We start from the raw sequence: 26,356 nt of genomic DNA, 5'->3' as shown, positions 1-26,356 counted from the left end.
TATATTATAATATATATAACAGATTTATATATAACTTATATTTATAATTATATAAACACTTTTCCATATGCATTTCTTATTTTTTAATGTATAATATCGCCTATATAGTGAACATAGGATGAAAAATGCATAAAATTTATTTATCATTATTACTAGTCTCTTTTGCATATGCACAAAGTGTTAGTTTTGATAAAATATTAGAAACAACTATAAAAAATAGTAAAGATTTACAAAAACAAAAACTAAATATAGAGTCTTCAAAACTGGATATAGAAAATATTGATGCTGTTTCTTATGGAAAATTCTCTCTTAGTGAAGAGATAAGCAGAACAAATCATTCAGGTTATGTTTTTAATTCAAAACTATCTTCAAGGGAAGCCACTTTCAATGATTTTGGATTTACTCCATCAGCTATGGCACAAGCTATGGCTGGACAAAATGTTATTCCTGATAATTTAAACTATCCAAGTGCAAGAAACAACTTCAACACAAAATTAACATACGATATTCCACTTTTTACAGGATTTAAATTATCAAATCAAAAGGATATTTTAAAACTTCAAGAACAAGCAAATAGCATAAAATATAATCTTGATAAAAAAGAGCTAGAGTTTGAGGTTTTAAAAGCTTACAATAGTGCTGTTGTTGCAAAAGATTTTGTCAAAGCCTTAGAAAAAGCAAAAGAGTCTGTTTTATTTATGAAAAATGGAGCAATTGCTTTTCATAAAGAGGGACTTGTAACAAAAATAGATGTAAATGAAGCAAAAGTTTATGAATCAAATATAAATTCTCAACTACTTGAAGCTAAAAATAACTTTCAACTAGCTCTTGCATATCTAGGTTTTTTAAGTTCTTATGATTCAATCACTGATGTTGAAAATCTTGAAAATATCTATTTTAAATTTCCAAATGAAAAAGAGCTTTATGAGCAAGCTTTAAAAAATAGAGATGAAATAAAAATGCAAAACATTCAAGTAGATGCTAGTAAAAAAAATATTGATATTGCAAAAGCAGCTTATTATCCTACTGTTTTTTCAAGATTAGAGTATGGATTTAATGATGATACTTTAACTCTATCACAAGATAAAGACTATTATATGGCTATGGTTGGTATAACAATAACTCTATTTGATAATACAAGAAATATTGAAAAACAAAAAAGTAAAATAGAGTATGCAAAAGCCACATTAAATCAAGAAAAATTAAAAGATGCAATAAAACTAGAGCTTAAAAAAGCAGTTTTAAACCTAGAAACAAAAGAGAAAATTTTACTTGAAAAAATGCAAGCTAAAAATCTAGCAAATGATATTTTAGAGCAAGCAAAATTACAATATAAAAACCAACTAATTTCAATGACAACCCTACTTCAACAAGAAGCAAACTTTAGAAAAAATGAAGCTTTATTAATAGAAGCTAGATATGAAAAATCTCTTGCTTTAGCTTCACTAAATCTTGTTTTAGGAAAAAATATTAAAGAGGAAAAAAACTAATGATAAAAATATTACTAACAACTATTTTTTGTGTAAATTTATTTGCAAATCAACTAGAACTATCAGGAACAGTGATTTCTGATAATGAAAAGATTATTACAAGTAGAAATATGGGATATATCAAAGATGTTTATGTAAATGAAGGCTCTCAGGTAAAAAAAGGTGATATTTTATATGAAATAGATTCTTCTAGTATTGATTCAAATAAAAAAGAAGTTCTTTTAAATCTAGAGATTTTAAAAAATCAAGAAAAAAATATTCAATTAAACTACAACAGATATAAAAGATTACAAGAGCAGGATTTAGTATCTAAATATGATTTAGAGCAACTAGAATTAAATCTATTAAATACAAAAAATATGATTTTAATCACAAATGCAAAATTAAAAGAAGTTGATACTCAATATGATTATCTAAAAATAAAAGCCCCTAATGATGGTTTAATTATCAAAAAATCAATAAAAGCAGGTGAAATGGCGATGCCTTCTATACCTGCATTTATATTAACTGATTTATCAAATCTTTTAATAAAAACAGATATTTCAGAAACAAATCTAAATAGTATAAAAATAGGTCAAAGTGTTGATATAGAAATAGCTTCTCAAAACTTTAAAACAAAAGGGGTAATTGAAGCTATTATTCCAAATACAAATGCAATGACTCACTCATTTATATTAAAAATCTCTTTTAATAAAGAAAACTTTAATATCTATCCTGGAATGTATTCAAAAATTTTAATTGATTTAGCAAATGCTAATTAGGAATTTTAGATGAATAATAAAATAGATAAAAATCTAAATATTGCAGGAAAACTATCCTTAGCTTTTATAAATCATCCTTTGACTTTTATCTTTGGATTTTTTATTCTAGCCTTAGGTTATATTTCACTAATTGTAATGCCAAGAGAAGAGAACCCTCAAATAAAAGTAAGTGGTGGTGTAGTAATTGTAGCACTTCCTGGTGCAAATCCAAGTGAAATACAAAAAGTTATAATTGAGCCTTTAGAGAAAAAAATCAGAGAAATAAAAGGTGTTGAAAACATCTATTCATTTGCAAAAGATTCAGTTGGAATCGTGCAAGTTCAATATTTTATAGGTGAAAACAAAGAAGAATCAAATCTAAAACTTTATGACCAAGTTATGAGAAATATGGATTTAATGCCACAAGGTGCAATGCAACCAATTATTAAAACAATGGATATAGATACAGATATTCCAATTGCTACTATTGCTTTTTATGCCAATAAAATAGATGGCAAAGATGCTATTTTACAAACCGATTTATATAATGAAGTAAGCAAAATATCAAAAGAGATAAATAAAATAAAAGATGTAGCTTTAGTTGATTTAAAAGGTGAAAAAAAAGAGCAGTTTAATGTACAAGTTGATGCAAATAAACTAGCAGCTTACAATCTTTCATTAGCTCAAGTTATGAAGCAAATACAATCTCTTTCGTACAAAACACCAAATATTACAACAAATACACAAAGTTCATCAGTAGTAGTTTTTGGAATAAAACAAGCAATAGAAAATATAAATGACCTAGAAAATCTAATAATCTCTTATAATTTCCAAATACCTATTTATCTAAAAGATATAGCAAAGGTAGAAAAATCTTTTGATATTCAAAATAAAAAAGAGGCTCTAATTTATATCAAAGATGAAAAAGGAGATTTTGAGCAATCAGAACAAATCACCCTAACAGCATCAAAACTAAAAGGGACTAACTCTGTAAGTATAAATGAAAATATCTTTGCATATATGGACTCTATAAAAGATGAATTATTAGCAAAAAATATCAAATATATTATCACAAGAGATGATGGTTATACTGCAAATAATGCTGTAAATGATTTAGTTGCAAATCTTTTGATTTCTATTGTTATTATTGCTATTTTACTTATTTTTACACTTGGATTTAAAGAAGCGATGATTGTATCTGTGATGGTTCCTATGATTTTATCACTTACTCTTTTTATAGGTTTTATTTTTGGAGAAACAATAAATAGAATTACGCTATTTGCACTAATAGTATCTTTAGGAATGTTAGTAGATGCAGCTATTATTGTAATTGAAAATATTCATAGACACAAAAGTGAATCACCAAATATTGATATTACAAATATTTCAATAAATGCAACGAATGAAATAGGAAATGCCACCAATATTGCAACAATTGCAATTATAATGACTTTTATTCCTATGTTTTTCGTAGGTGGAATGATGGGACAGTTTATGCACCCTCTTCCTGTTTTTGTACCTATTTCCTTAGCTATGTCATTATTTGTTGCATATGCTTTTACGCCATATTTAGTTAAAAAAGTTTTATAGGATTTTATATGAGATTAGAAAAATTTATTTACAACATTTTACAAAGTCCTTTTAAATCTTTTTTGGTTTATTTAATCACTTTAATTTTATTTATTTTAAGTATTGCAACATTTCCAACACAAATAACAAAAGCAAAAATGCTTCCAAGCAAGGATTCAGATACTTTTTCTATTTATATTGATTTAAAAGATGGTTCTAGCATAAATCAAACAAAAGAAGTTGTCCAATGTATTACTAAAAATCTTCAAAAAGATGAAAATATTACAAATATTTCAGCATTTTTAGGAGAAGGTCAACCCCTTGATTTTGCAGCCTTAGTAAAACAAAGTGCTCTAAAAGATAAAGAATCACAAGCTGAAATAATGGTAAATATAAAAAAACTAGAAGATAGAGAAATCACAAGTTATAATTTAGTAAGCCAATTAAGAGCTGATGTACAAAAAAATTGTTCTTTATATGAAGCAAATATAAAATTTATAGAGCTACCCGCTGGCCCTCCTGTTTTGGCTTCAATAGTTAGTGAAATATATGGTGGAAATAGTTTTGAAAGTAGAAGAAATTTTGCAATTAAAATTGCACAAATTCTAAAAAATCAAGCAACTTTAGTTGATATTGATATTTTAGCTGATAAAGATTTTATGATGTACGAGCTTGAACTTGATAATTCAAAAGCAATTATAAGTAATGTTGATTTAGAGCAAATTAAAAATATTCTTTATTTAGCTTTTGAAGGAATGAAAGTATCTGTTATAAATAAAGCAAATGCACAAAATCAAATCCCAATTTTTTTAAGACTTGATGATTCAAGATTGTTAAATACTTCAAAAGTAGATGATTTAAAAGCAAAACTTCAAACTCTAAAAATTATAAATGCCCAAGGGAACACAGTTGGTATTTCTGAATTTGTAAAAATCAAAGAAGTTATTAAAGAGCCAACAATTACTTCAAAGAATTTAAATCTAATGATAAACGTAATAGCTGAAACTTCTAAAGATAGTCAAATATATCCTCTTTTAGATGCTAGAAATGAAATGATAGATAGTTTAAGTTCTGATTATGATCTTATAAAAACAAATATGCTAAACCTATCATTTATAGATAAAAAAACAAATGAAAGATTTGATTTGGTTTTTGATGGGGAATTAAAAGTTACAATTGATACATTTATAGATTTAGGAGGAGCGTTTATAATTGCTCTTGTTTTAATTTTCTTTTTAATGGTTATGTATTATAAAAGTTTTGCAATTTCAGGGGGAATTGTATTATCAAGTTTTATATCAATAATTGGAGTTATTTTTGCTCATATAATTATGGATTTGATAACTGTTGATATTTTCTATTTAACAGCTACTTCACTTATAGGATTTATAGGACTTATTGGAATAAACTCAAGAAATTCGACTTTAATTATAGATTTCTCAAAACAACTTGTAATTGAAAAAGGTTTGAGTATAAACGAAGCCATTGCAAAAGCCACAGCAACACGTTCTAAGCCAATAATTCTAACAGTTCTTACAATGGTATTTGCAAGTGCTTTAATAGCAAACGATGCTGTATTTGGAGGGCTTGGTGTGGCACTTATTGGTGGAACTTTAATCTCTTATGTTGTTTCTATGTTTTTTGTACCAGTTATTATAAAAAATCAGTTAAAAAAGATTTTATAATCTTTTTTAATTAAATAACATTTCAAAAACTAACATAAAGTTACCCAAACTCCAACATCTAAACTTGAAGTTGCAGTTCCTGAAAAAGAACCTGCAATTGGTGAGATGTTATTAGGAAGTCTAGACACTGCAACTGCGATATGATCTTTTCCTACAATATTACCAATAGTAGGATCAAAACCAATCCATCCAGCCCCTGGAACATAAACTTCAGCCCAAGCATGAGTCGAACCTACTTGTTCACTCATTAAAGGAGCATATAAATAACCACTTACAAATCTAGTTGCAAGCCCTAGACATTTCACTGCTTCCATAAATAAATAAGCAAAATCACGACAAGAACCTGTACCTAATGATAAAGTTTCACTTGCACTTTGAACGCCTACTTCTTCTCTAATTTTATATACAAAATTTTTATAAATATAAGTAGTTAATCTTTGAAGTAAGGTATAGGTTTGAATTTCTTCATTTATTTTATATATATTGAAAATCCAGTTATTTAATAGTTTCCTTGTTTGTTCATCTGGAAGTATTCTATATGCAGATAAAATTAAGTTATCATCCGCTTCATAGGTAAATGGATAATTAATTGCATATGAAGAAACTAAAAAATCCAAAGGTGATTCATTATATTGTTGAATTATTAATTCACTTTCTATTAATAATTGTTGCGTTGATTCAGTAAAACTGGCAATTCCTACAGAATTATCTTCAACATCTCTATGCCATAAAACTTTTGCTTTAGGAGTAATATTTAAAACAAAATTCTCGATTCTAAGTTCATGATTTTCTCTTGGTCTTAAAAGTAAATTATGAGCTCCTAAATCAACACTATTTGAATAGTTATAATACGTTCTATGTATAATTTTAAAGCGTTGCATAATTTATCCTAATTTTTAATTTGTTTACTCTTTTATCTTTTTTACTTTAACTTTTTGAGAACTAGGGAAAAGTGTAGCTCCATATTGATTATAAACAGCAACATCTGCTGCATCTCTACCGTATGCAATTACTACATAGCCTTCTTTATTTGCTTCTTGTGTTGCATCAAATCGATACCAGCCATCACCAATATAAACTTCAAACCAAGCATGTAAATCCATAGGTTCTAAATTATACAAATATCCCACAACAATACGAGAAGGAATACTTATACTCCTACATAAAGCAATTCCCAAATGAGCCAAATCTCTACATACACCATATTTTCTATTATTAACTTCAATAGCACTTACTTGTGTATCACTGTTATTATTCTCAAAACTAATATTATTTCGTATCCAATTAGTAATTGCATTTACTTGCTCATATCCTAAAGGTAAACCTTGTGTAATTTCTGTAGCCATTTGATTAAAACAATCAGACTCGCAATATCTACTAGGAAGCAAATATAAAAGTACATTTTCAGGCAAAGATTGAACTTCTATAAATTCTTTTCCATATGCATTGTTGAAATTTTCATTTGTTTTAATTTTACTATTACTTTTAATTTTTAATTTTCCAGGAGGAGCAATAAATCTTTGATAAAAATTACCATAAATATCTTGAAATTGAGTTACTTTAATATTTGGTTTAATAATAAATTCTTCAAAAGTAATATGCTGAATTAAGTCACCTCGAGGTCTTAACATAAATAAAAAAGGTGTAGGTTCAGAAATGTCAAATTTGAAAGTACAGCTAGTGGACAACCACATAAATCAATCCTTTTAGATAATATTTAAGTACATTGTACACTAAAAAAAGTAGTTTTAAAATATAAAAGCTATATAAAAAATGATGAATTATAAGTCAATTACCATTGCAATTTCATCACAAATAGGAAAATGCTTACATCTTATGCAATCAGCCCAGATTTTATGCTCAGGGATTTCTTCTTTTGATATAACTCTAAATCCACAAGACTCAAAAAAGCCTTGCTCATAAGTTAAAGATAAAAGTTGTTCAATTCCATATTCTTTTGCTTCTTTAATACATGATTCAACTAATTGTTTTCCAAGCTTTAAACCTCTAAAATCTTTTCCAACAACTAAGCTTCGTACTTCTGCAAGTCTTGGAGAATGAATATGAGTTGCTGTAAACCCAGCCATTTTTCCATCAACTTCAACAACTGTATAAGATCGAATAGTTGTGGCCATTTCATCAGCAGTTCTTAAAAGGATTTTTCCTTTATCAACTTCTTCTCTTACAATATCTTGCATTTTTGTAATATCTGCCACTGTTGGCTTATAAAATCTAATGTCCAAATAAATATCCTGTAATTTTATTTTGTAAATCTATCATACCCTTTTTTTTCAAATTTGATATAAAAATTCCTTCAGGGTATTCTCTTTTTAATTTTGCTAAATCGTTCATTTTTAATTTATCAATTTTTGTAAAAGCTTGAACAATAATCTGATCGCCTCTTTTTATTGTTTTTAAAAACTCGTCAACATTTTTATCAATATCAAGTAACGGATGTCGTGAATCAATTAAATGAACAAAAATTTGTAAATTTGGTCTTTGTTCTAAATAAGCAGTTAAATTTCTATTCCATTCCGCTTTTAGACTTTTTGCTACTTTAGCATATCCAAAACCTGGTAAATCCACAAATCTTGCAAATAAATAAGGTAACTCTTCATTACCTGTTTTGAATTTAATTTCAAAATAGTTTATAAGTTGAGTTTTTCCAGGAGTTGAAGATGATTTTGCTAAACCTTTTCTATTTGTTAAGGTATTTAAAAGTGAAGACTTTCCAACATTTGATCTTCCTAAAAAAGCAACTTCGGCTCTATCAGGACTTGGAGAATCTGCTATTCCTTGTGCTGATTGTAAAAAATTTGCTTCAGTTATTTTCATTTCTTAGTTCCTTTATCTTCACCACGTTCAACATTAATCATAAATCTAACAGGTTTGTTTTCACTACCTTTGACTCTTGCCTCACCACTTAATTGATTTACAAAAATTGTATCTCCGTAAACTTTTCTATCATCATTTTTTTCTTGTAAAAATCCATTACCAATAATAGTATATTCTTCTTTTTGTGGTGAATATATAATCTTATCACCATTACCAATATAGTGTTTGTCTTTTGTCACTATTTCAAAGTCAGCTTTTCCTGTTGCTTCATATTTTAAAGGAACTTTTGCATTGTTTTTATCTGTTGTAAAAAATACATCAACGCGATCTGCATTTAACTTATCTTGTCCCATTTTAATTTTTACATTTCCTGTAAAAATAGAGACTCCTTTTTTATCATCTGCTTGAAAGTCTTGTGAATCAATTATCAATGTTTCAGTTTGAGCTAGCAACAATGTAGAACAAAGTAAAGTTCCAATTAAATATTTCATTTTTTTCCTTTTTGCGTTTTAGTCATATCTATTTCAAAATGTGTATTCTTAGCTGTTATAAAATTATTATTAATATCTAAAAACACTGAATTACCATTTAAAATATGTTTTTGATAAACGCTTTTAAAAGGTTTTGAATTTTGTGCTATTTTTTTAATATCATCATAAATTAATTCATCTGTATTTAATTTTATGAAATCATCTCTTCTATAATCTACATTGTTTGTCAATGTATAAATATCTGCTTTTTTTACAATTAAATCTGCTTTTAGTTTTTCACTATCAAAATTTTTACTTAAATCATTATTTTTTAGAATGATATCTGCATTAAACATTTCATCTCTATCTTGATACTTTACAGCATGTGTTGCAACAACTACCCTATTTACATTTTTTTCATTTAATGTATACATAGTTGGATTTTCAAATATAACTAATGGTAAATCTTTTTCTAAAGCATTCTTTTTTAAATTTTCAACAGGAAAAAAGTAAGCACCCAATGCTAGTAATAAAAGAATTGAGGTGAAAATTCTCATATCCATGCGTTTAAAAAGTCCTCTTCTAAATTTTCTTCTTTGAAAATGTATTCAAGCATTTCTCGAACAGCACCTTCTCCACCTTTGTTTTGACAAACGACATTTACAAAGTCTTTTAAATAATGGCTTCCATTTGCAGGAGTAAATGAAAGACCAACTTTTTTTAACATATTGTAATCATTTAAATCATCACCAATTGCAGCAACTTGACTCCAAGATAAACCCTCTTTTTTCAGAATTTCTTCTAAAACTTCTTGTTTATTTTTTATTCCTTGGTGTAAATGAGTTATATTTAATTCTTTTGCTCTTTTTTCAACAATTGAAGAATTTCTTCCTGTAATTATAGCTGCTTTTTTACTAAATGCTTTAGTCCAAACAGCAATTGCTAAACCATCAGCTACATCAAAAGACTTAGTTTCTTCTCCACTAGAAGAGTATGTGATTTTTCCATCAGTTAAAGTACCATCTACATCTAAAACAATTAATTCAATCATAAAATACCTTTAGTACTTGGAATTCCTAATCTTTCATTTTTAACTAATGCTCTTCTAAGAGCAACAGCAAATGCTTTAAAACTAGCTTCTAAAATATGATGTTTATTTCTTCCTCTATCTTGTATAATATGTACAGTTAATCCAGCATTTCCAGCAAGTGCATGAAAAAACTCTTCAGCTAATTCAACATCAAAGTCACCTACTTTTCCACTTACATTTACTTCATAAACTAAATATGGTCTATTTGATAAATCTAAGGCACAAGTAGTTGCTGCTTCGTCCATAACAACAGTTGCATTTCCATATCTTTCAACTGCTTGAATTGGGAATATAGCTTTTTTTAAAGATTGTCCTAAAACAATTCCACAATCTTCTACAGTATGATGAGCATCGATGTGTAAATCACCAGCACAAGATAATTCTATATCAATACCACTGTGTTTAGACAAAGCTTCAAGCATATGATCAAAAAATCCTACACCTGTATTAATAACTGATTTTCCACAACCATTAATATCAATTTTACACTTAATATCTGTTTCTTTTGTTTTTCTATTAACTTCAATCATATTTTTATCCTAATCATTACTTATAACTGCATTATCTAAACCATTTGCATTTTTAAACTCTTGTGCATTTTCATAAGAACTAAAACCTCTTACAAATACTTTGTTTAAAGTTTTTCCATTTACAAATACTTTTTGTACTTCTACTTTATTTTTTCTAAATTTCTTTTGATAATCGCTTTTAACTTTTATTGCACCTGATTCAAGACTAAATGCTCCAACTTGAAGATTATAGTTTCCTGATGAAAAAGATGCACTAGAAGATGTATTACTTGGTCTTGTAATTTTAGCGCTTGAAGTTGTACTTATATCACTTCGTGAAGCACTAACAGGAACAGAAGTAGTTTTAATATTATCTTCTTTTATTTCTAAAGGTTCTAATGTATCAATACCTGGTTCTATTTCTTTTCCAATATTATTACTTGCCACTTGAGTACTTGGAATTTCTATAGTAGGTGCATTTCTATTATCAATTTCCCCATTATACCCTAAAACTGAAACTTTTACTTTCGCCGTTCCTCGTCTTACCATATCAATTTCATGAGCTGCTTTATTTGATAAATCAATTATTCTGCCTTTTACAAAAGGTCCTCTATCATTGATTCGAACAATTATTGTTTTACCATTTTCTAAATTCTCTACTTTTACAACTGTATTCATAGGTAATGTTTTATGAGCAGCTGTCATATCATACATGTCATAAATTTCTCCATTTGAAGTCTTCTTAGAGTGGAAATCTGGACCATACCAAGAAGCAATACCATCAAAATCATCACCAATTTTTGCAACAAAAGGATAATAAGTAATACCAAATACACTATAAGGTCTCATAGTGTATTTATGCATTTCTTTTGAATTATTAATTTTTGAGTTTTTAGTATCTTTATAAAAACTATAATCTACATCACCACTTTTTTGAGAACATCCTGTAAAGAATAATAGACTCAATAATAAACTTAATAATATACTATTTTTAAAATTTCTATTTATAAATCTCAATTTTATCTCCTATATTTACTAAATTTGATTTCTTGTTATTATCAGATTTAAGTTTTTTTACACTTATTTTATAAGCTTTTGCAATTGATTCAAAAGAATCTCCTTTTTTTACTATGTAAACCAAGGCTTTCTTTTTTGTATCTTTTACAATCTTTTTTTCATCTTTATTTTTTTTAGTATTAACATTCTTATCTTTTTTAACTTCTTTAACTTTTTTATCAATAACTGGCTTTATATTAGCAATATTTTTATTATAGATTTCTAATTTACTCTTTGGAATATAAATATTATAATTCCTAGAATCTTTTGGTAAAACTTGTTTTCGTATATGTTTATTTATATTTAAAAACTCACTTGAATTCATATTTATAGCACTTGCAATTGATTTTAGCTGTATATTTTTTGGTGCTTTTACTTTTTCTAATCTATAAGGTGCTCTATTTATATTTTCAAATAAATCTCTACTTGAAAGCATTGAAAAAACAGCAACTTTTTTTAGATAAGATAAACTTGACTCAGGTAGATAATCTCTTTCTTTATTATGTTTAATTAAATATTCTAAACTAAAAGGAACTTCTAAACTTTGTAACTCACCATAAACGCCATAAACTTTTGAAACTCCATTTTTAGTTCTTCTATAATCATCAAGTACCCTTTGATAACTTTTCAAAATCTGAGTACTTCTATTTGGATTATTTTCAATATACATATCTAAAGAAGCTCTTGTAAGTCCTTCAATAACTCTACCCTCACCGCAGTTATAAGCTAAAATAGATAAATACCATTTATCAAATTTATTATAATATCTTTTCAAATAAGAACTAGCTGCATCAGTTGATTTAATTAAATCCAATCTTTCATCAATAAATTCATCATTTCTTAATTTTAAATGTTTCCCAGTAGCTGGCATGATTTGCCAAAGGCCTGCTGGAGAGTTCTTCCCTCTAACATGATTTACAAAACTAGTTTCAATCATGGGAATAAAGAATATAGCTTCTGGAAGATTTTCATTATCAATTTCAGTTCTTACAACTTGTGCATTTAATGAAGATTTTTTTAAAATATTCCGATAATAACTAATTTTACTTTTAGAAGAATACTCGTTGAATATATCAACTAGCTCACTATCTGAGATAAATGAAGATTCAAGTCCTAAGTTTTTTAAAACTTTTAAGTCCTCATTTGTACCAATGCTTGCCCAAAGAGTATTTATTAAAAAAAATATTAATATTATGATTTTATTCAAAAAATCCTCACTTATTTGATATAAGTCAGATTATATCTAAGAAAGACTAGAAAACTCTTTAAATAATTTTTTAGCATTATTTGTTGTTAGATCCTCTATATCTTCTTGGGATAATTCAAGTAATTCAGCCATTTTCTGGGCTACAAAAGTAGTGTAATAAGGTTCATTTCTTTCACCTCGATGGGGATGGGGAGTAAGATATGGAGCATCCGTTTCAATTAATAACTTATCTTTTGGTATTTTTGGTAAAACTTCAACTAGTTTTTTTGCATTTTTAAAAGTTAAAACCCCACCTATTCCAAAATAAAAATTATGCTCAGATAAAGGGAGTAAATGTTCACTTGCATTATAACAATGCAATACTCCACCAACTTCTTTAGCATTATAATCTATCAAAATTTGTCTTGAATCATTTGAAGCTTCTCTAATATGAATTATTAAAGGTTTTTTTACTTTTTTTGCAAATTCAATTTGAGATATAAAAACTTCTTTTTGTTTTTCCACATTTGCTATTTTTTCATCTTCATCTTCAGGAAGTCTAAAATAATCTAAACCACATTCACCTATTGCAATACATTTTGGATGATTTACATATTTTTCCATCATCTCTTCATTGTACATATCTATATCGTAAGGATGAATTCCTACAGCAAAATATACTTCTTCATATTTTTCTGCAAGTTTAATGGCTTGTGGTAAATCATTAAAATCAGCGCCAGGGATTAAAAAACCTTTAATCCCATGATTTAATGCATTTTGAATAACAGCATCAATATCTTCGTAATATTTCTTATTGTCTAAGTGACAGTGAGTATCTATAATTATGATAAAAGCCTTTTATTTACTAAGTTAATAATATTATTAATTTGTGAAATTTCAGACATTCTAATCCAAGCATCAATCCCAAAATTTTTAAAAGCATCATAATCACTTTCATCTTCAATAATAGCTATTGAGACAAATTTATCTTTAGTGATTGCAGTCTTATTTTCTTCAAATTCAAATATTGAATCAATATTAATAATAACTACATCTGCTTCTAAACTTGTACCTGAATGAAAATGTTCAACATTAAATTCAGGATTAAATAAAGATTCATCTACTTCACAAAATGTTATTATATTCATAATACTATCTCCTTGTTTTTATTAAAATATTCTATCTAAAAAATTATTAATTTATAACTTACAAGATATATCTTGCTGTATCAACATTATCAACAATATCGTCAAGTTTTTCAGATACTAGCTCTTTTGTTACAATAACTTTTTGACCTCTTTTCTCATCTGCTTCAAATGAGATATCTTCAATCACTTTTTCAATAACAGTATGAAGTCTTCTAGCACCTATATCTTCTGTTATTTCATTTGCAGTAACTGAATATTTTGCAAATGCTCTAATAGCTTCATCATCAAATTCTAATTCCACTTCTTCTACTTCTAAAAGAGCTTTGTATTGTCTTAATAAAGAGTTTTTAGTACTAGTTAAAATTTTATATAATGATTCTTCATCTAAAGCTTCTAATTCTACTCTTAGAGGAAATCTTCCTTGCAGTTCTGGAATTAAATCACTTGGTTTTGATACATGAAATGCACCAGCAGCGATAAACAATATATGATCAGTTTTAATTTGACCAAATTTTGTTTGAACATTAGATCCTTCAACTATTGGAAGTAAATCTCTTTGTACTCCTTCTTTAGATGGATCTTGACCATTATTTTTCTTTCCTGATGCAATTTTATCAATTTCATCTAAAAATATAATTCCACCATTTTCAGCTCTTTTAATTGCTTCAATTTTTATAGCTTCAAGATCTAGTAAACTTTCACTTGCAAAACCTCTTAATAAAATTTTAGCGTCCTTAATAGATACTTCTTTTTTGATTTTTTCTTTATTAAGTCCACCTAACATTTTATTTAAGCTTTCTTGCATAGAACTCATATCAAAAGGCATTGAAGAATCTAAAATTTCAACGTGGGCTTTTTTAGGAACTTCAATTTCTATTCTTTTATCATCTAAAGTTCCGTCTAAAAGTTTCTTTTCCATTACATTATATGTTTTAATAAATGATTCCTTTGCACTATCACTAGCAGTATTTGGTAATGGTGGAACTAAAATTTCAATAATTTTTTTATTTACTTCATCATCAATTTTATCTTTTATTTTTTCTTCAAATTCACGAGTTACCAAATTTATACTTTCATATACTAAATCTCTAACCATAGATTCAACATCACGACCTACAAATCCAACTTCAGTATATTTACTAGCTTCAACTTTTATAAAAGGTAAACCCATCATTTTAGCTAATCGTCTTGCAATTTCTGTTTTACCAACTCCTGTACTACCTATCATTAAAATATTTTTAGGCATTATCTCTTCTTGAAGTTTTGGCTCTACTTTCATTCTTCTATATCTATTTCTAAGTGCTAATGCAATAGTCTTTTTTGCATTTGCTTGACCAATAATATAATCATCTAAGTATGCAACGATTTGTTTTGGTGTCATATCCATACTTTTAGTCCTCTAATTTTAATATTTTAATATTTTGATTTGTATATATACAAAGTTCTCCTGCAATCATTAAAGACTCTCTAACAACAGCCTCTTCATCTAAAGTAGAATGTTTTGCAAGCGCACGTGCAGCTGAAATAGCAAAATTTCCACCACTTCCAATAGAAGCGATTGCTCCATCTTCAGGTTCTACAACATCACCATTTCCACTTAATATAAAAATTTTTTCTTTATTTAAAACTATCATCATAGCTTCGAGTCTTCTTAAAAGTTTGTCTTTTCTCCATTCTTTGGAAAAAGCAATTACAGATTTTAATAAATCTCCTTTACAAGCTTCTAAATGACCTTCGAACATATCAAAAAGATTAAATGCATCTGCTGTACTTCCTGCAAATCCAGCTAATATCTGATCTTTATAAAGAGTTCTTATTTTTGTTGCATTTCCTTTTAAAACAGTATTTCCAAAAGTAACTTGACCGTCACCTCCAATTACTGCTTTATTTGCACCTTTATAAGCAAGTATCGTTGTAGCATCAAACATCTAATTATTCTCCAATTATATCAACTTTTAAACTTGCATGAATTGCATGACCTAATTTACAATCAACTTCATAAATTCCAACAGATTTGATTTTTTTATCTAATGAAATATTTTTTTTATCAAGCATAATTGAAAATTGATCTTCTAATGATTCTGCAATCTCTTTATTAGTAACTGACCCAATTAAATGACCATTTGCTCCAACTTTATGTTTGATTGTTAATTTTGTTGCATTTAACTTTTCTGCTAACTCTTTTGCTGTTGCTATTTCTTTTGCTTCATTTTCAGCTGCTCTTTTTTGTTCAGACTTCCATCTATTTAATACTTCAGTTGTTGCGTGTAATGCTAAGCCTTTACCTATTAAGAAGTTTTTACCATAACCATCTGCTACTTCTTTAATCTCACCAGCTTTTCCTAAACTTTTTACATCTTTTGTTAATAATACTTTCACAATAACTCCATTAATTTTAATTATTTTATTTTACTATATTTTATTTAAACCATTATAAATATAAACACTATAATGTTTTTTGTTCATTTTTTAGATTTGCTTTTATTTTTCTTTTTTTAACATAGTTATTCAATCCTATATGATTGTTATATCCAAGAAGTTTTGATATCTTTCTAACTGATAAACCAACAGTTAAAAGTTCTTCTATTTTATCTCTTTGTAAATCAAATTTTGATTTTTGTATTGTACCTTTTGGTTTTCCTAAGGCTATACCATTTAATTTTTTAGCTGTTAATGCTTCTTTTGTTCTTAAGCTCATTAACTCTTTTTCTAAACCAATAGTCATTGAAATAACACCTAAAATCATTTGGCTTAGCATATCTTTATCGTCTATTAAATCTAAATTTTGTTCAACAATGATTATTCTAATTTTATTTGATAACAAAAATTTAACTATTTCTAAAATAGTTTCAATTGTTCTTCCAAAAACATTTAGATTTGAAACAATAATAGTTGAATTCATTTCACAGTTTTTCAATAATTCTAATATATTTTTTTCTTCCCGAGGGGTATTTATAACAATCTCTATATTTTTATAAACTTCGATATTTTTCTTATTGATATATTTTTCAACAGAATCTTTTTGCTCTTGGGTATATTTTAAATTATTTTCATTTTTTCTAATATACGTAAAAATTTTTGACATATAAAATCCTTTTACATAAAGTATATTAAATAATATTTTATTCTACAAAATGTTAAAATATAATATATATTATTTATACAATATGTTATCATTTACTCAATTAAATTAAGCTTATAATTAGGGCTTTTTCCTATATGTAACTAGGTGGATTGAATTAAAAGTTTTTTTTTGCTATTATCATTTTTAATATATTAAAATTAAAGGTTTTTCTTGAGAATAACTGTTGCAATTTCAGGAGCTAGTGGCTCTAATCTTGGTGTTAATTTTGTGAAACAAATACCAAAAGATATTGAAGTGTTTGTTATCTTTTCTAAAAGTGCAAAAACTGCATTAAAGCTTGAAAATGGCATATCTGCAAATAAACTATTTGAAGATTGTGAAAACATAACAGTTTTTAAAGATTCAAATATTGGTGCAAGTATTGCATCTGGCTCTTTTAAAGTGGACAAAATGATAATTTTGCCATGCTCTATGAATACCTTAGCAAAATGTGCTGTTGGAATTTCAGATTCACTTATAACAAGGGCTTTTACAGTTATGTTAAAAGAAAAAAGAGATATAGTTCTTGCACCTAGAGAAATGCCTTTAAATAGTATTGTTTTAGAAAATATGCTTAAATTGTCAAACTTAGGAGTAATAATAGCACCTCCAATTCTGGGTTATTATAGTGCTCAGCAAAGTTTAGAAGATATGGAAAAATTTCTAATTGGTAAATGGTTTGATTTACTAAAAATAGATAATAACTTATATAAAAGATGGGAATAAATATGCCAAAGAACTGTGATATAAATTCATATAGAAAAGCTATATATAGTGGTACTTTTGATCCAATTACAAATGGCCATTTAGATATCATAAAAAGAGCCGCAAATATATTTGATGAAGTAATTATAGCTGTTGCAAAAAGTGAACTAAAAAAACCTATGTTTGATCACGATCAAAGAGTTGCATTTGCACAAGCAGCGGTTGAAGGAATAGAAGGAGTAAGTGTTTTAGGATTTGACACATTACTTGTTGATTTAGCAACTGAGCTTAAAGTAAATACAATTATTAGAGGATTAAGAGCTGTTTCAGATTTTGAATTTGAACTTCAAATGGGATATGCAAACTCTTCAATAAATAAAAAAATTGAAACTTTATATTTAATGCCAACATTACAAAATGCTTTTGTTTCTTCTACAATTGTTAGAGAAATTATAAGATTCAATGGTAAATTTGAACATTTAGTTCCAGAGAAAGTAGTAAAATGTATGCAGTTATAGAAGGTATTGATACAGCTGGTAAATCTACTCAATTAAATTTATTAAAAAGTAAATATCCAAAGGCAATTTTTACAAAAGAGCCAGGAGGAACAGAACTTGGAACTAAACTTAGAGTTATGGCTTTAAATGGAGAAGCAAAATCAAAAGTTGCTGAAATGTTTCTTTTTATGGCTGATAGAGCTGAGCATATTGAACAAGTGATAAAGCCCAATAAAAATAATACAATAATTTCAGATAGATCGATAATATCAGGGATTGCCTATTCTACTCAATTAAAAATAGATCAACTAATTGAACTTAATTTAATTGCAACAGATAATACCCTTCCAAGCCATGTAATTTTACTTGAATTAACACCTGAAGAATTGAAATATAGATTATCACAAAAAGAAAATGATTCTATAGAATTAAGAGGAATTGATTACTTATTGAATATCCAAAATAGAATGAAAGAAACAATAAAAAAATTAAATATAAATTATATTTTTATAGATGCAAGCTTGAAAATAGAAGAAATAGAGATGAAGATAGAGGAATTTATGAATGGCAAATAAGACAATACAAAGCTTAAGAGGTATGAAAGATATTGTAAATGAAGAGAGTGCTTTATTTACTTATTTTGTAGATAATGCATCAAAAATTGCAAAAAACTACGGTTTTTCATATATTGAAACACCCCTTTTAGAAGAAACAGCATTATTTAAAAGATCTGTTGGAGAAAGTAGTGATATTGTAAATAAAGAGATGTATCAATTTATTGATAAAGGTGAAAATGACGTTTGTTTAAGGCCAGAAGGAACAGCAGGAGTTGTGAGACATTTTGTTGAGAAAAAACTTGATCGTGCTGGTGGGAACTACAAATGGTATTATTACGGACCTATGTTTAGATATGAAAGACCTCAAAAAGGAAGATTAAGAGAATTTCACCAATTTGGTTGTGAAGTCTTTGGAATAGATTCTGTTTTTGAAGATGCAAATATAATCATCATGCTTAAAGAAATTCTTGAATTTTTTGGAATTGGATTTACTTTAAAATTAAATTCTCTTGGTTGTAATGAGTGCATGCCTCCGTATAAAGAAAACCTAGTTAAACATTTAACAAATTTTAAAGAGAATCTTTGTGAAGACTGTAATAGAAGAATTCTAACCAACCCAATTAGAGTTTTAGATTGTAAAAATGATAAATGTCAATTATTATTAACAGGTGCTCCAAAAATAACTACTAGTTTATGTAATTCTTGTGATAGTGATTTTGAAAAACTAAAAGAGATTTTAAATTTCAATAACATAAATTATGAAGTAGATTCAAATCTTGTAAGAGGTTTAGATTATTATAATAAAACAGCATTTGAGTTTGTAAGTAATGAAATTGGTGCACAAAGTGCTATTGCAGGTGGTGGAAGATATGATAAACTTGTTGAATTCTTAGGTGGAAAATCAACACCTGGAATTGGTTTTGCAATTGGAATTGAAAGACTATTAGAGCTAATTAAGATGCCACAATGTAATCAAGATGTGATATACATGGGTACCCTGGATGATAGTTCATTAAATACTATGATAAAAGTTGCAAATCAAAAGAGAAAAACAACAAAAACTTTAGTAGAATACACGCCAAGAAGTTTTGGAAAACATTTTAGTATTGCTGAAAAACTAGGGGCTAATATTGTTGCACTAATTGGTGAAAATGAACTAAAAAATGGCACAATTTATATAAAAAATATAAAAACAAGAGAAGAAACAAATTTAAAATTAGAGGATTTTTAAAAGTGAATAACTATGGTATAAATATATGGAGTGATGACAATTTTGTAATAGAAGATGGATTAGCGAAGATAAATCATGATTGTAAACCTTCTTTAATCTCTATTGTTAAGGATATAAGAAAACAAGACTTTAAAGGTCCTTTGCTTTTAAGGTTTCCTCATATTACAGAGAAGCAAATAAATACTTTATACAACACATTTAATGCAAGTATTAAAGAATATGATTATAAAGGTAATTTTAATGCTGTTTTCCCTTTAAAAGTAAATCAATTACCAAACTTTATTCATCCTTTAATAAATGAAGGTAAAAAGTTTAATTATGGATTAGAAGCTGGAAGTAAAGCTGAACTTGTAATTGCAATGACTTACAATAATATAAATTCTCCAATTACGGTTAATGGATTTAAAGATAAAGAGATGATTCATTTAGGGTTTATTGCTAAAAGTATGGGTCATGATATTACACTTATTATAGAAGGTTTAAACGAACTAGAAATGATTATAGAGGTTTTAAACGAAACAAAAATGGAAGCTCCAAGTATTGGACTAAGAGTTAGGCTTCACAGTGGAGGAAGTGGATTATGGGCTAAAAGTGGAGGTATTAACTCTAAATTTGGTCTTACATCTACTGAAATTTTAGAAGCTTATGAATTAATGGAAGATAATAATATAGTTAAGTATTTAACAATGATTCACTTCCATATTGGTTCAGCAATGAACTCAATCAAACCATTAAAAAAAGCATTAAGAGAAGCTGGACATATTTATGCCGAACTCAAAAATCTAGGTGCTACAAATCTTAACGCTATTAATATTGGTGGTGGATTAGCTGTTGAATATAATGCTTATGAAAGAACAAGATTTTATTCATTATCTGAATTTTCAAATGATGTTATTTTTACATTAAAAGATATTGCAAAGCAAAAAGGTGTTGATGAACCAAATATTTTCACAGAATCAGGAAGATTTATATCTGCGGCTTCAACTGTTTTAATAACTCCTGTTCTTGAATTATTCTCTTCTGAATATGATCTTGACCATTTAAATTTAAAAGAAAAAAATCCTCCATTAATTCAAGAATTACATGACTTATTAAGAGATATGTCAAAAAGAACTGCTTATGAGTATATGCATGATAGTATTGACCATATGGAATCTTTATTAACACTATTTGATTTAGGTTATATTGATTTACAAGACAGATCAAATGCTGAAATTTTAACTCACCAAGTTATTAAAAAAGCTATATCTTTACTTGAAATTGACCACTATGAAGAGTTAAAAAAGCTTGATGAAAATATTCAAGAAAAATATTTATTAAACTTTTCATTATTCCAATCACTTCCTGATTATTGGGGAATTGACCAAGAATTTCCTATAATGCCTATTACTCATCTTGATAAAAAACCAACAAGAAGTGCATCATTATGGGATATTACTTGTGATAGTGATGGAGAATTACCATTTGATATAAAAAAACCTTTATATTTACATGATGTAAATTTAAATAAAGAAGATTATTTCATAGGATTCTTTAACGTGGGAGCTTATCAAGATACATTAGGAATGAAACATAATTTATTTTCTCACCCAACAGAAGTTAATGTTGTATTTAAAGATGGTGAAGTTGTTTTAGAAAAGATCTTAGAGTCTCAAAAGATTATTGATATCTTAGAAGATATTGATTATGACACTAATGAGATAAGAGCAATACTGAGAAAAAGTTTAAATGATCATAATTATAATGATATGGAAAAATATTTAAATGAAAATAGCTACTTAAAAACTATTTGGAGCTATCATGAATGATGGAAAAATAGAAGAGCAAGAGCTTGAAAAAGAACAAGAAAAAATTTCATTTTGGGCACAAATAAAAGAAGATTTTTGTGTTCCAAGAAACAACGACCCTGCTTTAGATAACAACTTAGAACTATTTTTTAATTACCCGGGTGTTTGGGCAATTATTAATCATAGAATTGCAAATAAGCTTTATTATAAAGGTTGGAAAAAACTTTCTAGAGTTATTAATGGAATATCTTCTTTTCTTACAAAAACAGATATTCACCCTGCTTGTACAATAGGAAGAAGAGTATTTATAGATCATGCTATTGGAGTGGTTATTGGTGCAACTGCTATTGTTGAAGATGATGTTTTAATTTATCAAGGTGTAACTCTTGGAGGAGTTAGTCTTGATAAAGGGAAACGACATCCTACTGTTAAATCAAACACAGTAATAGGAAGTGGAGCAAAAGTTTTAGGAAATATTACAATTGGTAGAAATTCTAAAGTTGGTGCTAACTCTGTTGTTGTTTGTGATGTTCCTGATAACTCAACTGCTGTTGGAGTTCCTGCAAAAATTATTAGACGTGATAATAAAAATTGTAAAATGGCACATGGGGATTTACCTGATATTAATAAAGAAATGTTTAAATATCTTCTTGAAAGAATTCATGTTGTTGAAGTTGCTTTAAAAGAAGAAGATGGAATTGATGTAAGTGTAAAAGATAAAAAGCTTGAAGAGGAATACAATAACTTTATTGAAGCAATGAACTCTATTAAAAAGACTGATTCGTGATACTAGAACTTGCTGGCTTTGGAATAATCACAGGTTTTATATCTGGTTTTTTTGGAGTTGGCGGAGGAATGATTCTTGTTCCTATACTCTTATTAGTAGGATATGTAATGAAAGAAGCAGTTGCAATATCTATCATGCAAATGGTTTTCTCTTCAATTTATGGATCTATATTAAATGCTAAACACGCTCAAAATGTTGTAAAAGATGGTCTTATAATTGGACTAGGCGGATTTGTTGGTGGTTTACAAAGTGGATATATTGTTACAAATGTATCAAATGAATCTTTACAATATTTATTTATTGCGATTTTAATCTTTGCTATTATTCGAATTTTTTATTCTCCTGCTTCTTATGATGGGGAAAGAAAATCACATAGTAAATTAACTTTATTTGTTATTGGAGCTTTCATAGGTCTTATTGCTATGAGTATAGGAGTTGGTGGTTCTATTTTATTAACACCTATTCTTGTTGGATTTATGAAGTATGATTTAAAATCAGCTACAGCTTTGGGATTATTTTTTGTTATCTTCTCATCAATTGCTGGATTTACATCTATTTCACTTCATGGTCATATGTTATATCTTGAAGGGGCAGTTGTAGGGATTGGTTCACTTATTGGGGTATATTTTGGAATAAAAGCAAAACATTTAGTAAAAGCCACTTCATATAAACAATATATTTTAATTTTGAATATTATTATATTAGTAGCAATGCTTTATAAGACTATTTACTCTTTTTAAAGCTTTTGCTGTCTTAGTTTATCTTTTTTACTTAATCTTTTACCTTTTATAGGTTCTTTCCCTTTTTCTTTTTCTAATGGTTTTCCTATTAATTCAAATTTTTCTATCTGTTCTCTTTGGAGTTTTAAATCACATTTTTTTTCAATTAAAGCAAAATGTTCAAAATCTTCTAATCCTATAAAAGAGATTGCATTTCCACTTTTCCCAGCTCGTCCAGTTCTTCCAATTCTATGAATATAATCAGCAGGTGCCCTTGGTAAATCAAAATTTACTACACATGAAATATCATCTATATGCAAACCACGTGCTGCAATATCTGTAGCAAATAAGATTTTTATTTTCTTATCTTTAAAATCTTGTAGTGTTTCATTTCTTTCATCTTGAAGTAAATCACCATGAAATGATTCTGCATTTAAACCATATTTTCTAAATTTTGCAGCTATATTGTCACAAGAACGTTTATTAGCCATGAAAACAAGTATTTGCTCCCAAGAATGGTTTTCTATTAGATTTCTTAAAAGTGGGCTTCTGTTCTCTTTATTAACTTCTATTAGCCTTTGATTTATAGTTTGCACTGTTGGTGCTTCATCTTCTATGAAAACTTCTATTGCTTCTCTTGTGATTTTTGCAATAATATTTTGAACTTTTAAAGGATAAGTTGCTGAAAAAAGTAAATTTTGTCTTTCCTTTGGAATTTGTTTTAAAAGTAGTTCTAATTCTTCTTCAAAACCAAAATCAAGCATCTTATCTGCTTCATCTAAAACAAAAAATTCAAGTGCTGATAAATTCATCTGTTTTTTATCTAAGATATCATTTAGCCTACCAGTGGTTGCCACAACAATATCACAACCTTTTTGTATATCCAAAAGCTGATCACCAATACTTTTACCACCAATAATAGTAACTAGTTTTGGTTTCTTTTCTAAGTATTTAGAAAACAATTCAAAAGATTGAGATACTTGAAGAGCTAATTCTCGAGTTGGTGTTAGAATCAAAACTTTAATTTTTGCTTTTCCTTCATACTTTTTTTCATTCCAAAGTTGTAAAATAGGTAAAACAAAACTCGCAGTTTTTCCGCTACCTGTCTGGGCTCTTGCCATCACATCTTTTTTTTCTAAAATTAAAGGAATTACTTTTTCTTGAATTTTACTTGGTATTTTATAAGCATTCTCATTTAGTGCTTTATTTATTTCTAGGCTTAGACCTAAGTGTGAAAATGACATAAAAATCCTTTAATTGCTTGTTTGATTGGGGTATTTTATGATTATTTGCCTTTATTAAAACCAATAAACATAAAAAAATTATAAAAATATGTAATTAATACTATTTACGCTACCCTAAAATAACTTTGGGTAGTTTTTTCAAGTAAAAATGAACTATTTAATCTTACTAAAACTACAAAAAAGGACATCCCATCTCTTTAATCAATAAATCAATAGAAATTGTCACAATCGATACACCAAAAGATTCAACTTCATATAGAAAAGATATAGGCTTTAAATTAGACGAAAATCTAATCTTAGAAATTTTATCAAAAGCCTATGAGAAAGTTGTTATTACTATTATTGAAAATGAAAATGATTTAAAATCTTTAATAAAAAGAAAACCTGATTTAGTATTTTCAGGAATAAAATATTTTGATTTCCAAAACCAAGAAATTTGGCTTAGTGATTATTTAAAAAAACATAATATTAATTTTATAACTTCAAATAAAGAAGCCTTAGATAATGAATATGATAAAAATCATGCCAAACTTACAATAAAAGAAGCAAATATAAATACAGCAAACTTTTTTACTACCCAACCAGATGAACATGAAACAGAAGCTTCACTTCCTGTAACTTTTCCATTATTTTTAAAACCAATATCTGGCGAAAATAGCAAAGGAATAACTCCTGAATCTGTTGTTTTTGATTTTAGAAAATATCAAGCAAAAGTTTTAGATATTTATAACACAGATAAATCTCGTACTTTAGTAGAAAACTATTTATCAGGAAAAGAATATAGCGTTAGTATTTTAGAAAATAAATCAAAAAATATTTTAATGATTTTACCTGTTGAAATAATTGCAGTTAAAAATAAAAATGGACATCGTATTTTAGATAATGAAGTAAAAAATAATTTAGAAGAAGTAATAGAGGTAAGCGATAAAAAAATTCATAAAGAGCTTTGTACTATTGCATTAAATTCTTTTAGAGCATTAAACGGTAAAACAATAGGAAGAATTGATATAAAAACAAGTTACAAGGGAGTCTTACATTTTATAGAAGCAAACCTTATGCCAGAACTTGAAAATGGATATTATTCACGTTCATTTTTACTAAATGATATGGATTATGAACAAATGATTTTAAGAATCGCTGATGCAGGTATAGTTGTTCCCCAAGTAGCAGAATTTTAATATTTAATAAGATATTGACATATACAAATGTCAATATTCTAAATACTAATGCCATATTTCAATATTTATTTTCAAAAACATATTAAAAAACTACACTTAAAAATTTTAAATTTAGTGTACATACTATATAATTCCAAAAAAATAACCTATAAAAAGGTTTTCAAATAAAAAATTCAAATAAAACTATTATTACATTAGTAAAATCACTTAAACTAGGACAATTTTTTGCAAGTTATTGAAAAAACTCAAGAATATTTTATAATATCATCTTCATGGTTTTCACAAGCTATGCTTTGGCTAGAAAACACTCAGTTAACTGCTTATAATTATCCTGCATGGATATTTTTATTAGCATCTATTTTTGGATTAATTTCTTTATTAACAATATTTATGTTAATTAAGAAAAATTCAAAATTAGACTACACAAGCTATACAGAAGATTCAATTTATGGTGCAACTTGGAAATGGAAATGGCATAAAAATCAAATAACAAATTTACAATGCTATTGTCCTAATTGCGCATCAATATTAGTATATGATGACACTTCTTCTCATACAAAATATACGGATGTTTCTAAAACAGATTTTATTTGTGAATCTTGCGAATCAAAATTAATTACATCTATTCATGGTGGAAATAAAAATTATGCTTTTAATGCAGTTAAACGAGAAATTGAAAGACGTATTAGAATCAATGAATATAAATTAAATACTAGTAAATAATCTTTAAAACATTTTATTCACTAGCT

The 26,356-nt window shown here is 27.2% G+C and carries 30 protein-coding genes; 13 read left to right on the top strand and 17 right to left on the bottom strand.

Going from position 1 to position 26,356, the window contains the following annotated elements:
- The first annotated feature begins 125 nt into the window (after positions 1-125).
- The 4 genes from AACT_RS06820 to AACT_RS15615 are packed head-to-tail and all read left to right on the top strand — an operon-like array spanning position 126 to position 5,484.
- Positions 126-1,490: a TolC family protein gene (locus tag AACT_RS06820; protein WP_172126089.1), complete on the top strand. Its 1,365-nt coding sequence runs from the start codon at positions 126-128 to the stop codon at positions 1,488-1,490.
- Positions 1,490-2,251: an efflux RND transporter periplasmic adaptor subunit gene (locus tag AACT_RS06815; protein ID WP_172126088.1), complete on the top strand. Its 762-nt coding sequence runs from the start codon at positions 1,490-1,492 to the stop codon at positions 2,249-2,251. The genes AACT_RS06820 and AACT_RS06815 overlap by 1 nt, the downstream gene beginning before the upstream one ends.
- 9 nt (positions 2,252-2,260) lie before the next feature.
- Positions 2,261-3,820, top strand: a complete 1,560-nt coding sequence (locus AACT_RS15620) for an efflux RND transporter permease subunit (RefSeq protein WP_172126087.1) — start codon at positions 2,261-2,263, stop codon at positions 3,818-3,820.
- Positions 3,821-3,828: 8 nt separating this feature from the next.
- Positions 3,829-5,484: an efflux RND transporter permease subunit gene (locus AACT_RS15615; protein ID WP_172126086.1), complete on the top strand. Its 1,656-nt coding sequence runs from the start codon at positions 3,829-3,831 to the stop codon at positions 5,482-5,484.
- 29 nt (positions 5,485-5,513) lie between these two features.
- Here AACT_RS15615 and AACT_RS06800 read toward each other — a convergent pair whose 3' ends face one another.
- The 16 genes from AACT_RS06800 to AACT_RS06725 form a co-directional block, all read right to left on the bottom strand.
- On the bottom strand, positions 5,514-6,365 hold the full coding sequence (locus tag AACT_RS06800) for a transglutaminase family protein (protein WP_172126085.1): 852 nt from the start codon (positions 6,363-6,365) through the stop codon (positions 5,514-5,516).
- A gap of 24 nt (positions 6,366-6,389) precedes the next feature.
- Positions 6,390-7,172: a transglutaminase-like domain-containing protein gene (locus AACT_RS06795; protein ID WP_216658227.1), complete on the bottom strand. Its 783-nt coding sequence runs from the start codon at positions 7,170-7,172 to the stop codon at positions 6,390-6,392.
- 93 nt (positions 7,173-7,265) lie between these two features.
- The gene (locus AACT_RS06790) at positions 7,266-7,727 is read right to left on the bottom strand and encodes an N-acetyltransferase (protein WP_172126083.1); all 462 of its coding nucleotides are present in this window, start codon (positions 7,725-7,727) and stop codon (positions 7,266-7,268) included.
- Positions 7,717-8,319 (bottom strand): ribosome biogenesis GTP-binding protein YihA/YsxC, encoded by a 603-nt coding sequence (yihA, locus tag AACT_RS06785; RefSeq protein WP_172126082.1) that lies wholly within the window; start codon positions 8,317-8,319, stop codon positions 7,717-7,719. Before yihA ends, AACT_RS06790 begins: the two co-directional genes overlap by 11 nt.
- The gene (gene lptA, locus AACT_RS06780) at positions 8,316-8,810 is read right to left on the bottom strand and encodes a lipopolysaccharide transport periplasmic protein LptA (protein WP_172126081.1); all 495 of its coding nucleotides are present in this window, start codon (positions 8,808-8,810) and stop codon (positions 8,316-8,318) included. The genes yihA and lptA overlap by 4 nt, the downstream gene beginning before the upstream one ends.
- Positions 8,807-9,346 (bottom strand): hypothetical protein, encoded by a 540-nt coding sequence (locus tag AACT_RS06775; RefSeq protein WP_172126080.1) that lies wholly within the window; start codon positions 9,344-9,346, stop codon positions 8,807-8,809. Before AACT_RS06775 ends, lptA begins: the two co-directional genes overlap by 4 nt.
- The gene (locus AACT_RS06770; RefSeq protein WP_172126079.1) at positions 9,343-9,840 is read right to left on the bottom strand and encodes a KdsC family phosphatase; all 498 of its coding nucleotides are present in this window, start codon (positions 9,838-9,840) and stop codon (positions 9,343-9,345) included. Before AACT_RS06770 ends, AACT_RS06775 begins: the two co-directional genes overlap by 4 nt.
- Positions 9,837-10,409 (bottom strand): imidazoleglycerol-phosphate dehydratase HisB, encoded by a 573-nt coding sequence (hisB, locus tag AACT_RS06765; RefSeq protein WP_172126078.1) that lies wholly within the window; start codon positions 10,407-10,409, stop codon positions 9,837-9,839. The genes AACT_RS06770 and hisB overlap by 4 nt, the downstream gene beginning before the upstream one ends.
- 9 nt (positions 10,410-10,418) lie before the next feature.
- The gene (locus tag AACT_RS06760) at positions 10,419-11,405 is read right to left on the bottom strand and encodes a septal ring lytic transglycosylase RlpA family protein (protein WP_228720550.1); all 987 of its coding nucleotides are present in this window, start codon (positions 11,403-11,405) and stop codon (positions 10,419-10,421) included.
- Positions 11,389-12,651: a lytic transglycosylase domain-containing protein gene (locus AACT_RS06755; RefSeq protein ID WP_172126077.1), complete on the bottom strand. Its 1,263-nt coding sequence runs from the start codon at positions 12,649-12,651 to the stop codon at positions 11,389-11,391. Before AACT_RS06755 ends, AACT_RS06760 begins: the two co-directional genes overlap by 17 nt.
- A gap of 36 nt (positions 12,652-12,687) precedes the next feature.
- Positions 12,688-13,476, bottom strand: coding sequence for a TatD family hydrolase (locus tag AACT_RS06750; protein ID WP_172128581.1), 789 nt, complete (start codon positions 13,474-13,476; stop codon positions 12,688-12,690).
- Entirely contained in the window at positions 13,473-13,778 is a 306-nt protein-coding gene (locus AACT_RS06745; protein ID WP_172126076.1) for a hypothetical protein, read from the bottom strand. The genes AACT_RS06750 and AACT_RS06745 overlap by 4 nt, the downstream gene beginning before the upstream one ends.
- Before the next feature lie 58 nt (positions 13,779-13,836).
- Positions 13,837-15,165, bottom strand: a complete 1,329-nt coding sequence (gene hslU / locus AACT_RS06740; protein ID WP_172126075.1) for an ATP-dependent protease ATPase subunit HslU — start codon at positions 15,163-15,165, stop codon at positions 13,837-13,839.
- Between the two features lie 4 nt (positions 15,166-15,169).
- Positions 15,170-15,706, bottom strand: a complete 537-nt coding sequence (gene hslV / locus AACT_RS06735; protein ID WP_172126074.1) for an ATP-dependent protease subunit HslV — start codon at positions 15,704-15,706, stop codon at positions 15,170-15,172.
- Positions 15,707-15,710: 4 nt separating this feature from the next.
- Positions 15,711-16,157, bottom strand: a complete 447-nt coding sequence (gene rplI, locus AACT_RS06730) for a 50S ribosomal protein L9 (protein WP_172126073.1) — start codon at positions 16,155-16,157, stop codon at positions 15,711-15,713.
- A 67-nt stretch (positions 16,158-16,224) separates the two neighbouring features.
- Positions 16,225-16,863 (bottom strand): recombinase family protein, encoded by a 639-nt coding sequence (locus AACT_RS06725; protein ID WP_172126072.1) that lies wholly within the window; start codon positions 16,861-16,863, stop codon positions 16,225-16,227.
- A 210-nt stretch (positions 16,864-17,073) separates the two neighbouring features.
- On the opposite strand from AACT_RS06725, the gene AACT_RS06720 reads away from it, so the two are divergent.
- The 7 genes from AACT_RS06720 to AACT_RS06690 are packed head-to-tail and all read left to right on the top strand — an operon-like array spanning position 17,074 to position 23,206.
- The gene (locus tag AACT_RS06720; protein WP_172126071.1) at positions 17,074-17,628 is read left to right on the top strand and encodes a UbiX family flavin prenyltransferase; all 555 of its coding nucleotides are present in this window, start codon (positions 17,074-17,076) and stop codon (positions 17,626-17,628) included.
- A gap of 2 nt (positions 17,629-17,630) precedes the next feature.
- Positions 17,631-18,125: a pantetheine-phosphate adenylyltransferase gene (gene coaD, locus AACT_RS06715; RefSeq protein WP_172126070.1), complete on the top strand. Its 495-nt coding sequence runs from the start codon at positions 17,631-17,633 to the stop codon at positions 18,123-18,125.
- On the top strand, positions 18,110-18,679 hold the full coding sequence (gene tmk / locus AACT_RS06710; RefSeq protein ID WP_172126069.1) for a dTMP kinase: 570 nt from the start codon (positions 18,110-18,112) through the stop codon (positions 18,677-18,679). The genes coaD and tmk overlap by 16 nt, the downstream gene beginning before the upstream one ends.
- A complete protein-coding gene (hisS, locus tag AACT_RS06705; RefSeq protein WP_172126068.1) occupies positions 18,669-19,892 on the top strand; it encodes a histidine--tRNA ligase in 1,224 nt (407 codons plus the stop codon). Before tmk ends, hisS begins: the two co-directional genes overlap by 11 nt.
- 2 nt (positions 19,893-19,894) lie before the next feature.
- Positions 19,895-21,700, top strand: coding sequence for a biosynthetic arginine decarboxylase (gene speA / locus AACT_RS06700; RefSeq protein ID WP_172126067.1), 1,806 nt, complete (start codon positions 19,895-19,897; stop codon positions 21,698-21,700).
- Positions 21,693-22,466, top strand: a complete 774-nt coding sequence (cysE, locus tag AACT_RS06695) for a serine O-acetyltransferase (protein ID WP_172126066.1) — start codon at positions 21,693-21,695, stop codon at positions 22,464-22,466. The genes speA and cysE overlap by 8 nt, the downstream gene beginning before the upstream one ends.
- The gene (locus tag AACT_RS06690; protein ID WP_172126065.1) at positions 22,463-23,206 is read left to right on the top strand and encodes a sulfite exporter TauE/SafE family protein; all 744 of its coding nucleotides are present in this window, start codon (positions 22,463-22,465) and stop codon (positions 23,204-23,206) included. The genes cysE and AACT_RS06690 overlap by 4 nt, the downstream gene beginning before the upstream one ends.
- Here AACT_RS06690 and AACT_RS06685 read toward each other — a convergent pair.
- Positions 23,203-24,429, bottom strand: coding sequence for a DEAD/DEAH box helicase (locus tag AACT_RS06685; RefSeq protein WP_172126064.1), 1,227 nt, complete (start codon positions 24,427-24,429; stop codon positions 23,203-23,205). The two genes, AACT_RS06690 and AACT_RS06685, sit on opposite strands and share 4 nt — an antisense overlap.
- 191 nt (positions 24,430-24,620) lie before the next feature.
- Between AACT_RS06685 and AACT_RS15685 the strand changes: the two genes are divergently transcribed.
- Positions 24,621-25,607, top strand: a complete 987-nt coding sequence (locus AACT_RS15685; protein ID WP_172128579.1) for an ATP-grasp domain-containing protein — start codon at positions 24,621-24,623, stop codon at positions 25,605-25,607.
- Positions 25,608-25,832: 225 nt separating this feature from the next.
- Complete coding sequence (locus AACT_RS06675) at positions 25,833-26,330, top strand: hypothetical protein (RefSeq protein ID WP_228720549.1); 498 nt, start codon at positions 25,833-25,835, stop codon at positions 26,328-26,330.
- Positions 26,331-26,356: the final 26 nt, after the last annotated feature.

Origin of the sequence: Arcobacter acticola, from assembly GCF_013177675.1 — a bacterium.
In the GTDB taxonomy this organism is placed as follows: domain Bacteria; phylum Campylobacterota; class Campylobacteria; order Campylobacterales; family Arcobacteraceae; genus Aliarcobacter; species Aliarcobacter acticola.
The sequence above is the reverse complement of the archived record's forward strand: the minus strand, read 5'-3'. Positions and strand labels throughout refer to the sequence as shown.